General features: G+C 60.8%; 5 protein-coding genes and 1 pseudogene. 4 read left to right on the top strand and 2 right to left on the bottom strand.

Features of this window, described 5'->3' with window-relative positions:
- Window positions 1-201 precede the first annotated feature (201 nt).
- The 3 genes and pseudogenes from K8U03_20905 to uvrA all read left to right on the top strand — a co-directional run bounded on the left by K8U03_20905 (window position 202) and on the right by uvrA (window position 8,856).
- The gene (locus tag K8U03_20905; GenBank protein ID MCE9607353.1) at window positions 202-1,341 is read left to right on the top strand and encodes a hypothetical protein; all 1,140 of its coding nucleotides are present in this window, start codon (window positions 202-204) and stop codon (window positions 1,339-1,341) included.
- Window positions 1,342-1,614: 273 nt separating this feature from the next.
- Window positions 1,615-2,331 (top strand): annotated as a pseudogene (locus tag K8U03_20910) (excinuclease ABC subunit A).
- Between the two features lie 222 nt (window positions 2,332-2,553).
- Entirely contained in the window at window positions 2,554-8,856 is a 6,303-nt protein-coding gene (uvrA, locus tag K8U03_20915; protein MCE9607354.1) for an excinuclease ABC subunit UvrA, read from the top strand.
- Here the strand turns inward: uvrA and K8U03_20920 are convergent.
- Window positions 8,853-9,431, bottom strand: coding sequence for a hypothetical protein (locus K8U03_20920; protein ID MCE9607355.1), 579 nt, complete (start codon window positions 9,429-9,431; stop codon window positions 8,853-8,855). The genes uvrA and K8U03_20920 overlap by 4 nt on opposite strands.
- A gap of 118 nt (window positions 9,432-9,549) precedes the next feature.
- Between K8U03_20920 and K8U03_20925 the strand changes: the two genes are divergently transcribed.
- Window positions 9,550-10,206, top strand: coding sequence for a hypothetical protein (locus K8U03_20925; protein ID MCE9607356.1), 657 nt, complete (start codon window positions 9,550-9,552; stop codon window positions 10,204-10,206).
- 87 nt (window positions 10,207-10,293) lie between these two features.
- Here K8U03_20925 and K8U03_20930 read toward each other — a convergent pair whose 3' ends face one another.
- Complete coding sequence (locus tag K8U03_20930; protein ID MCE9607357.1) at window positions 10,294-11,295, bottom strand: TGS domain-containing protein; 1,002 nt, start codon at window positions 11,293-11,295, stop codon at window positions 10,294-10,296.
- Window positions 11,296-11,386 lie beyond the last annotated feature (91 nt).

Raw genomic sequence — 11,386 nt, forward strand, 5'->3', positions numbered from 1 at the left:
GCTACGATCGACGGAATCGCTTGATGCTTTGCAGCGCCCGCAGAATCCGCATTTTTACATTTCCGGTCGAGTCGTTTCGGCATTTTCTCGATAGGATGGAGTCGCGCGTCCGTGCGCTCGGATTTCCGAGTCGTGGCGGGTTCCAAGGAGGGGAGCGACGCGCCTCGGTCGTATTTTCGGCAAGCCCTCCGGAACCAGTTCATGTCTCGTTTTTCTTTGTTCGCCACGCGCGTCGAGTCGTCGAACGCGCTCGCTTTGTCTTGCTTGCTCGTGGCGCTCGTGCTTTCCGGCTGCGAAAAAGAAGTCGCGCTCCCGACGACCCCCGTCGAGGCTCCGGCCGTCGAAGGACCGGTTTCCGATGCCGATCTTGCGGCCCGAGTCGACTCGGCGATCCGCGTTACGGAAAACCGGGTGCTCGACATCAACGTCAACAACGCGTGGCAAGTCGTCCACGGCATTCTCGCCTACGGTCCGAACCTAAAGATGACGGTCGACGGAAAAGATATCTCCGCCCTCCGCTTCCTCTTCGACGGCAACACGATGAAGGGCTGGAACCTGTATCCGACCACGCACGGCCTTGAGGCGGAACTGCGGCCGGGGAGCTCGGAAGCGCAAGGGCATCCCGATCAGTGGATCGGATATCTCTCGCAGTGCGGCGTGAAGCTCGACGATCCGATCGTCATCACGGTCGATAAGGTGAAGCAACCGCACAAGTTTCGTGAGATGATCGAACAAGCGAAATGGAACATCCATGAAGGGATGGAAGCGACCTGGACGTTGATGGCCTTCGCCGAATACTCGAGCGACGACTATCTGCCGATCTTCGGCACCTGGAAGAACAGTACCGGCCAAGAATGGACGCTGGAAAAGCTCGTCGGCATGGAAGCAGACGCCGGCATCGAAGGAGCGGCGTGCGGCGGCTCGCATCGTCTGTATGCGCTGGCCGAAGCGGTGAAGTTGTACAAAAAGACGGGCAAGCCGCTAACCGGCGGTTGGGAGAAAGCGGACAAAGTCGTTAAAAACGCGATTCAAAAAGCGCGCGAATATCAGCAGCCCGACGGCGGCTTCTCGACCAATAAGTTTTATAGTTCGCGAATCTCGGCCGACGTCGATTCTCGGATCGACAGCACCGGCCACGTGCTCGAAGTGCTCGCCTACGCGCTCGACGACGAAGAGCTCCGCTCCCCGTGGTTCACCCGCGCGGTCTTGTTTCTCACGAAGAAGATCGACGAATCGAAAAACATTCCGATCTCTTGCGGCGGCCTTTATCACGGCGCACACGGCTTGATGCTCTACCGCGATCGACGCTTCGGCAAGCCTGCCGGCGTCGTTGCAAAATAGCCGCTTTGTAGCCGCACAGTAGCCGACGAATAAGCTGCCGAATCAGTTGCTCGTCGCATTTCTTTCGCCGCGCGCTCTGCGCTCTCGGCGCGCATTCGTCGTTGCCGGCATCTCCGTGCAGCGGCATTTTCGCAAGCCGAAGTCTGCGATCCACCCCGATGCGGGAGATCGAATCTTTTCCGCTCGCCGCTTGCCGCTTCGTGCCCCTCCCCCCTACAATTCAGGATTCGCGTTCGACTTGAAGACAACCGCGTTAACGGACTGCAAACGCGCATGGCTGCTGATATCGTTATTAAGGGAGCCCGCGAGCATAACCTCCGGGACGTTAGCCTTTCACTTCCTCGTAATAAGCTTATTTGTCTCACGGGGGTCAGCGGTTCGGGAAAAAGTTCGCTCGCATTCGATACGCTGTACGCCGAGGGGCAGCGTCGCTACGTCGAAAGTTTGTCGAGCTTTGCCCGACAATTTCTCGGGCAGATGCCCAAGCCCGACGTCGATCTCATCTCGGGGCTGAGCCCTTCGATTTCGATTTCGCAGAAGTCGAGCGGCCAAAATCCGCGCAGCACCGTCGGCACGATCACCGAGATCTACGACTACTTGCGCGTACTTTTCGCGCGCACCGGTCTGGGGCATTGCCCGCAATGCGCTCGACCGATTACCGCACAGACCCGCGAACAAATCATCGATCGGATCGGGGTGCTGCCGGAGGGGACGAAGTTCTCGTTGCTCGCGCCGATCGTGCGGGCGCAAAAAGGGGAACACCGCGACCTGTTCGACGACCTCTTGAAGCAAGGCTTCGTGCGCGGCCGAGTCGACGGCGAGGTCTATTCGCTCTCGTCGCCGCCGTCGCTCGATCGGCAGATGCGCCACAACATCGAAGTGGTCGTCGATCGCCTGACCGCCGGCCCCGGCTTACGCGCTCGGCTCGCCGAAGCGGTCGACTTGGCGTTGAAGCTCGGCAAGGGAAACATCGTCGTCGCGCTCGATCCCGAGAAGAAAAGTGCGAAGGACGGCAAAGGGGCGGTTCCTTCGGCAGCCCGCGCGGCCTTGCTTGAAGCGAACGAAGGAATCGAAGACGACGACGATGAGGAACTGGAGCACGATCGGGGTGAAGTCGCCGAAGTCGTGCCGCGTCGAGCACCGCGCGAAGAAGATGTCGACGAGGATGACGACAGCGATATAGACGCCGCCGACGATGAAATCGCCGCGCAGATGGAGATCGTCGAGCCGAAGGCCAAGCCGGTCAAGGCGCGCGGCGAAAAGAAACGGCGCGTCACCGATCCGAACGATATTCATCTCTCGGCGCACTACGCTTGCACGCCGTGCGGGCTCAGCTTCGAGCCGCCGACGCCGCAACTGTTCAGCTTCAATAGTCCGCAAGGGATGTGTCCCGAGTGTGATGGGCTCGGCGAAGTGTACGGCTTCGATCCCGACTTGATGATTCCCGACAAGGGGCGTTCGTTCAAGCAAGGGGGGATCGAGATCATCGGTCCGTGGGCCGATCTCGGTCGTTGGCGGCGTCACATCTATCAAGGGGTCGCCGACACGCTCGAGCACAAACTCAAGCTCGATGCCGGAACGATTCTCGAAACGGCCTGGGAAGAACTCGACGCCGAAATTCAGAAGCAAATCCTGTACGGCACGGGTGATTTGCACATCACCTATACGTGGCGGCAAGGGGCCTCCGGTCATAAATACGGCGGCAAATACGAAGGTCTGATCCCGGAGTTGACGTCGAAGTACAAGCAGTCGAAGAGCGGCATGCAGCGGCGGCAGCTCGAGAAGTACATGCGCACGCAGGGCTGCAATTCATGTCATGGAGCGCGGCTGAATCCGCAAGCCCGCGCCGTGACGCTGACGACCAAGCACGCGAAGTTCGCGGCGAAGCCGAACCTCGGCTTGCCTGATATTTGTTCGCTCAGTGTGTCCGATTGCGTCGAGTTCTTCGAAGAGTTGGAACTCGACACGATTCGGCGAACCATCGCCGCCGAAGTGCTCAAAGAAGTTCGCGGTCGCCTCGGTTTCCTCACCAACGTCGGTCTCGAATACCTGACGCTCGACCGCACCGCGCCGACCCTTTCCGGCGGCGAGTCGCAACGGATTCGGCTGGCCGGCCAGATCGGTTGCGGCCTCGTCGGCGTGTTGTACATCCTCGATGAGCCGTCGATCGGGCTCCACCCGCGCGACAACGATCGCCTACTCGGCACGCTCGAACGCCTGCGCGACTTGGGCAACACGGTCGTGGTCGTCGAGCACGATGAAGACACGATGCGGGCCGCCGATTACTTGATCGACTTCGGGCCCGGGCCCGGAGTGCGCGGCGGCGAGGTCGTCGTCTCGGGGGATTACGAGAAGGTTTGCAACGAGAAGCGGAGCCTCACCGGGCAATTCCTCTCGGGCACGCGCAAGATCGCGACTCCCGAAACGCGCCGCAAGCCGACGGAGAAGAAGCTCCGTATCGTCGGCGCGGCGGCGAACAATCTAAAAAAGATCGACGTCGACATTCCGCTCGGCATGTTCGTGTGCGTCAGCGGCGCGAGCGGTTCCGGCAAAAGCTCGCTGGTGAACGACATTCTCGTCGAAGCGTTGAATCGCGATCTCAACGGCGGGCTCGGCACGCCCGGCGCGTTCGAGCGGATGGAAGGGCTCGAGCATCTCGACAAACTGATCTCGATCGACCAATCGCCGATCGGTCGCACGCCACGCTCGAACCCGTCGACTTATATCAAAGTCTTCGACGACATTCGCAAACTGTACGCACAGCTCGCGGAGTCGAAGGCGCGCGGCTATCAGGAAGGCCGCTTCAGCTTCAATGTCGAAGGGGGGCGCTGCGAAGCGTGCGAAGGAAACGGCTCGACGCGCCTCGAAATGGACTTCCTTGCCGACGTCTGGGTGAAGTGCCCGGTGTGCGATGGACACCGCTTCAACCGCGAGACCTTGCAGGTTCGGTTCAAGGGGAAAAGCATTTCCGAAGTGCTGGAGATGGATATTCAGCAAGCGCTCGAGCACTTCGCCAACATCCCGAACGTAGCCCACAAGCTGCAAACCTTGCACGACGTCGGGCTCGATTACCTCAAACTCGGCCAGCCGTCGCCGACTCTTTCGGGCGGGGAAGCGCAGCGCGTGAAGCTCGCCCGCGAGCTCGTCAAGAAAAGCACCGGCCGGACGTTGTACTTGCTCGACGAGCCGACGACCGGGCTCCATTTCGCCGACATTAGTTTGCTGCTTAAGGTCTTGCACGACTTCGCCGACGCCGGCAACACGGTCCTCGTCGTGGAACATAATCTCGACGTCATCAAGACGGCCGATTGGGTCATCGATCTCGGTCCCGACGGCGGGGCCGGCGGCGGGCGAATCGTGGCGCAAGGGACGCCCGAGCAGGTGGCGGCGGTCAAGGAATCGCATACCGGCCAGGCGCTCGCGCGCTTTCTCTACGGCGAAGGGCACAAGCTCGCGCCGCCGAAGAAAGCGGTCGTCCCTCGGACTCGCGCCGTCGAAGCGACGTCGATTAAAGTGCGCGGCGCGCGGCAGCATAATCTCCGTTCGATCGACGTCGAAATCCCGCGCGATAAGATCACGGTTTGCTGCGGCCCGAGCGGATCGGGCAAAAGTTCTTTGGCGATGGACACGGTGTATGCCGAAGGGCAGCGCCGGTATGTCGAGAGCTTGAGTTCCTACGCACGGCAGTTCGTCGGGCAAATGCAAAAGCCTGCGCTCGAGCACATCGAAGGGCTGTCGCCGGCGATCGCGATCGAGCAGAAGCATCTCGGCCACACGCCGCGCAGCACCGTCGGCACCGTGACCGAAATCTATGACTATCTGCGCATCTTGTTCGCTCGGCTCGGCAACCCCTATTGCCCGGCGTGCGACATTCCGATCGGCACGCAAACGGTCGATCAGATCGTCGACAAGATCATGGAGGAACCGGAAGGGACGAAGTTGTTCCTCATGGCCCCGCAAGACGTGCAAGTCGGAGAGAAATACGAAACGCTCTTCGAAGACATGCGGGCCCGCGGCTATGCGCGTATTCGGGTCGATGGAAAAACGTATTCCGTCGACCAACCGCCGACGATCGATCGCCGGCGGAAGCACGCGGTCGAAGTGGTCGTCGATCGTTCGGTCGTTCGGTCGGGAGCCCGTTCGCGGATCGCCGACAGCGTAGAAACGGCGCTCGATCTGGGGCGCGGCGTCGTCCACGTGGCGTACGTCGACGACGACGTTCCGGAAGAGAAGTGGCGGAGCGAAATTCATAGCCGGCACATGTCGTGCAACAAATGCGGCCGGAGCTTCGAGCCTCTTTCGCCTCACAACTTCTCGTTCAACAGTGCGCTCGGCTGGTGCGGAAGTTGCGAAGGGCTCGGGACGCAAACCGGCGCGAACCCCGCGGCACTGTTGCGCGACCCTAAGCTCACGCTTGCCGAAGGGGCCGTCGGCCTGTGGCCGGACGCGAAGCATCCGTTGTTCAAGCCGATGTTGCAGGCCCTCGGTGTGCATCTCGGCGTACCGACGGATGTGCCGTTCGAGTTGCTCGGCGCCAAGGCGCGGCGCGGGATCTTCCACGGCCGGGGCGACGACATGGTCGACGTCTACGCACCCGGCAAAAGTGCGGCCGATGGTCCGCCGCTGTTTCGCTTTCAATATAAGGGGCTTTATCCGGCGCTCGAAGAAGCGGCTCGACTCTCGCCGGCGCTGCGCGGCAAGCTCGACCATTTGGTCGACGAAGTCGAATGCTCGGTCTGCGGCGGCGCGCGCTTGCGCGACGATGCCGCCTCGGTCCGTTTCCGTGGTCGGACGATCGACGAAATTTGCCGCACTCCGCTCGGGCCGCTCGTCGAATGGGTCGAAGAGCTGAAGCTCACCGGCTCCGACAAGAAAATCGCCGGCGAACTATGGCGCGAAGTCCATAACCGGCTCCGGTTCCTGGTCGACGTCGGTCTCGAATATCTCACGATCGGTCGTTCCGCGCCGACCCTCTCGGGCGGAGAATCGCAACGGATTCGTCTCGCGAGCCAAGTCGGTAGCGGGCTCACCGGCGTCCTCTATGTGCTCGACGAGCCGACGATCGGCCTGCATCCACGCGACAACTTGCGGCTGCTCAACGCGCTCTACAAGCTGCGCGATCTCGGCAACACGCTGCTCATGGTGGAGCACGATCGCGAAGTGATCGCCGGTGCCGATCAACTGCTCGACTTCGGTCCTCGCGCCGGCGTGCATGGCGGGCAGGTCGTCGCGCGCGGCACGCCCGAGGAGGTCGGCAAACAGAAGAACTCGGTGACCGGTCCTTATCTTTCCGGCACGAAAGGAATCGCGGTGCCGACGAACCGCCGGCCGGTGTTTACCGGCATGGCGAAGGCCGCGGCGGTGAAAGTCGCGAAGCCGAAAAAAGGCCAAGCGAAGCTCTTCGACGATGGGGCGCGCAGCTCTACGGCGCGCGGCGGCGAGTTCATCGAGATCGTCGGCGCTTCGCACAACAACCTGCACAACGTTTCGATTCGGATTCCGCTCGGCACGTTCTCGGTCGTTACGGGCGTGAGCGGTTCGGGTAAGAGCTCGCTCGTCGAAGACGTGCTCTACAACAGCTTGGCCCGCACATTGCATCGGGCCCGCACGTTCCCCGGCAAGCACGATGGGCTGCGCGGCGTCGAGCAGATCAACAAAGTGATTCGTGTCGATCAGATGCCGCTCGGGCAGACGCCGACCTCGAACCCCGCCACGTATACCGGCGTGTTCGATCAGATCCGCACGCTCTATGCGAACCTGCCCGAGTCGAAACTGCGCGGCTACACGCCGCGCCGCTTCAGCTTCAACGTGCCCGGCGGGCGCTGCGAGAAGTGCGAAGGAAACGGCCAGCTACGGATCGAAATGCACTTCTTGCCCGACATTTGGGTCGAGTGCGATGAGTGTCGCGGAAAGCGCTACAATCCGGAAACGCTCGCCGTGCAGTTCCGCGGAAGTTCGATCGCCGACGTACTCGATATGCCGGTCGGGCGGGCCGTCGAGGTGTTTCAAAACATTCCGCAGATCCGCAAGATTTTGCAAACGCTGTGCGACGTCGGGCTCGACTACGTCACGCTCGGGCAGCCCGCGCCGACGCTCTCGGGCGGGGAAGCGCAGCGCGTGAAGCTGGCCGCGGAATTGGCGCGGCCCGACACCGGGCGGACGCTGTACCTGCTCGATGAGCCGACGACGGGCTTGCACTTCGACGACCTGGCGAAGCTGCTCGAAGTGTTGCATCGCTTGGTCGATTTGGGAAATTCGATCCTCGTGATCGAGCATAATCTGGATGTGATCAAGACCGCCGATTGGCTGATCGATATGGGGCCCGAGGCCGGCGAAGGCGGGGGCTACGTCGTCGCTTGCGGCACTCCGGAAGACCTCGTCGAGCATGCGCAGCAGTATCGGAAGCAAGCGAAAAGCAAAGCCAAGAAAGAGCCGACCTTGCTCCGGAGCTACACCGGCGAAATGCTCGAAGCGGTGCTCGCAGCAGGGCCGCACGCCGAGCGCAAGCCGTACGACCCGACCGTAGCCGAGAAGCCGCGCGCAGACGACGTTGACTTAGACGAGGTCGGCGAAGACGCGAAGATGCCGTGGGAAGTCGACGGCCGGCGTTGGCACGTGCAAGATCGCGTGGCGCGCAACGGCAAGCCGGCCCGTTGGGACGGGCGGATCCTCGCGGCCGTGATCGACAAAGTGCAAGAGCTCGGCGACTTCAGCCCGACGAATTTCAATAGCCGGACGATCGTCGACATTTCGGCCGATCGGAAGAGCGACGGTTGGTTTCTTCACGCGAGCACCGGCGAAGAATGGTTGTTGAAGCTCAAGTTTCGCACGGCGAAGAGCACGTTCAAACGGGACGACGTCGTCGAGCAGCTCGGGCTCAAGCCGCTGAACGAGATGCCCGACCTGCCGGTGTACGGCACCGAACCGCGCGTGAAATGCAAAAACTTGCGCGGCCCTTGGCAGGAGATTCAGATCCAAGTGCATGCTTGGAGCGAGATCGATACGCCGGCGTTTTGGAAGTTCGTCGAAGCGGCCGTCGCCGGGTTTCAGAAGTTTCAAAACCGCGTGCAGCTCAACCCGGCCGACGTCATGCCGTGGAAGGTGCTCGGGCAGAAATGGCACTTCGCGCGCAAGGGCTTTCCGCCCGGCAAGAAAGTCTCGTGGGATGCCGAAGTGCTCGAAGAACTCTGCGAGCTGTTGAGCGACACCGCCGAAGGGCAATTTCTCTGGAACAACCAGCAGTTAATTCATTACTGTTTGAAGGGGCGCAGCGAACCGTGGGCGACGGTCTATACGAAAAAGCCCGGCACGGTCGAGCTGCACCTGAACGGGCCGAAGAACAAGTTTGCGTTGGGAAGAGTTACGACGCTCGGCCTCGATCCGGCGATGGATAAAGACCGCAAGGATCGCGACGTCGTGCGGTTGCAGTTCAACTCGGTCGAGCAAGTGACGGATGAAGCGCTGAGCGATTTTTTGAATGAGCACATCGACGCGATTGCGGAGGGTAAGACCTAAGTCTTCTTGAACGTAGGAGCGAGTAAGTCGTGTACTTCACGGGTGAGTGAGAAGGTTACGAGTTCCTCGTCTCGATGTTTAAGCAGGAGCTCCGAGTAAATGGGTTCTCGTGTCATCTCCCCCATGCTGCGGCCGATACCTGCGGGATTGAGAGCGATCACCGATACGATGGTACGAGCAGCGAGAACGGCGTTGTCGATCGCGTCATTCTCCGGCTCCGCAAGAAAGTATTTGTATGTCTCCAGATCCGGATACTTAATAAATCTGCGATTCTCCATTTCCCCGAACTCGATGCCGGCTTGATAAAAGAGAACTCCTCGCGGCGTAGCGGTAGGAGAAATACCTCGGGCGATAAAGGCGATGGCAATAAGACAGCAAACGGCGGACAATCCAATACCCGTACGCGTTCCCATCTCCGTTCGATCGATGTCGCGTGGCGAAAACGTTGCCACTAGGATGATGATCGCCACGACGAAGAATAACGCACCAAAGGCGAACAGCACCCATCGCGACGCGTGCTTGTCGGTCGGCGATTCCCAAAGCAACAGCCCTTTTGCATCTTTAACTCGGCTCATGTAATCACCCTGACTATCTTTACTAAGATAACAGCATTTATTTAACACAATTCATTTGTGAAAGCAATTTGTATACCCGACACACAATAGCTTTCCGCCAACGCTCTGAGATTTACGCATGTCTGTCCCACTCCTCCCGTCACGTTTCCTCTTCCGCTATTCGATCCCTTGCCGGTATCGCAAGCCGCTCTGGAAAGACACCGGCCTAGCCCTCGGCGATGAGTTCCTGTTGCCCCGACTCGGCGACTTGGACGGGGCGCGGGTGTTTGCCGAGTTGCGCGCCGCGTGGAGCGAAGAGGGGATCGCCTTTTCGGCGAAGATCGAAGGGAAGAAGACGTTGCCGTGGTGTCGCGATAGCCGGCCCGACGAAAGCGATGGGCTGCGCGTTTGGATCGACACGCGCGACACGAAGACCATTCACCGCGCGAGCCGGTTCTGTCAGCAGTTTATCTTCATGCCGGCCGGCTCGGGGCGGAACCTCGACGAGCCGTTCGGCGAGCAGCTCTTTATCGCCCGAGCGCGCGAGAACCCGAAACCGGTCCGCTCGAACATGCTGAAGGTGCGCCGCGATAAACGGGTCGACGGCTACGTGCTCGATTGTTTTCTTCCCGGGCAAGCGCTGACCGGCTGGGATCCGATCGAGAATCCGAAGCTCGGGTTCACCTATGCCGTGATCGATCGGGAAGTCGGCACGCAGACGTTTTCGTGCGGGCCCGAGTTTCCGTATCACGAAGACCCGAGCTTGTGGGCGACGTTGGAGCTGACGCGGGAGTGAAGTCGTCCCGTTGCTAATCGCATTGCTTCAGCGAGCTTACAACGGGGGCATGACTGCCCCCGCTCGCCTCGGACGTGCGCTGCATCGCTACGAGTGGATCTCGACGATGTCTTTATCATGCACGACATGGTCTCCTTTGACCGGCGTGCCGTCGTGGACGCCGTGGCCCCAGACGCGGGCATGTTTGAAGTTGGCGGCGATGTCCTTGTGGATCTGCTCGGCGACGTCGAGCACTGTGCGGCCGCGCTTCACCGTGAACGGTTTCTCCATGTCGGGCCCCTTCGCCTTCGGGAGCTTCGAGTAGACGCGAACGACATCGAGGGCTTGATAGATCGCCGTCCGAAGCGGTTCCAAACCATCGCCGGTTTCGGCGGAAATGCAGTATTCCGCAAAGTCGAGCTTCACGAATTCGTGCAACATCGATAGCCGATCTGCGGCTTCCGGAACGTCGATTTTGTTCGGCACCAGCAGCGTCTGCGTGAACGACAACCCGACGTCTTCTTCGTCGAGATACGACTCTCGCGCCAGCCGGGTCTTGGTGGCGTTGAGCCGATCGAGCACCGCTTGGCACTGCTCGATTCCCTCATCGGCGCCGAGATCGACCATCAGCACCGCCACGTCGGCCCCGCGGATCAACCCCTGCATATACGGTTCGAAAAGATCCTCGGTAATCGGCGGCGTGTCGATGAGTTGCACCGCGGCATCTTCCCACGCCATCATGCCCGGCATTGGCGTTCGCTTGGTGTAGGGATACGGCGCAACCTCCGGCGTGGCGCGCGTCAGCGCGGCGAGCAGCCTACTCTTGCCGGCATTCGGACCACCCAGCACGATACAGGTGCCGGCCCCTTGGCGAGGGATCGAAACGCCCGGTGCCGACGCCTTGGCCGCCGCGGTTTTGCGCTCCCCTTCGACATCCTTCTTGGCCTGACTGATCTTCGTCTTTAGGTCCGACTGCATTTTCTCCGAAGCCTTGTGCTTCGGAATCTCTTTGTACATTACCTCCAGCCACTTCAGTTCTTCTTCCGCGGTCTGAGCCCGACGATAGGCCTCTTGGGCCTTGAGATACTGCGGCGTGAGATTGGCGGCCATGGTGCGCTGCGCGTGCTGAGGAGATACCGACGATCGGAACGCCGTTTAGTTTAGAGCGACGTTCGCGTTTACGGAACCGGGGGCCTGACGG

The sequence above is a fragment of the Planctomycetia bacterium genome (genome assembly GCA_021413845.1).
Lineage (GTDB): Bacteria > Planctomycetota > Planctomycetia > Pirellulales > PNKZ01 > PNKZ01.

Coding starts and splice junctions, on each gene's coding strand:
- K8U03_20905 (MCE9607353.1), top strand. CDS start 202: ATGTCTCGTTTTTCTTTGTTCGCCACGCGCGTCGAGTCGTCGAACGCG.
- K8U03_20925 (MCE9607356.1), top strand. CDS start 9,550: ATGTCTGTCCCACTCCTCCCGTCACGTTTCCTCTTCCGCTATTCGATC.
- K8U03_20920 (MCE9607355.1), bottom strand. CDS start 9,431: ATGAGCCGAGTTAAAGATGCAAAAGGGCTGTTGCTTTGGGAATCGCCG.
- uvrA (MCE9607354.1), top strand. CDS start 2,554: ATGGAGATCGTCGAGCCGAAGGCCAAGCCGGTCAAGGCGCGCGGCGAA.
- K8U03_20930 (MCE9607357.1), bottom strand. CDS start 11,295: ATGGCCGCCAATCTCACGCCGCAGTATCTCAAGGCCCAAGAGGCCTAT.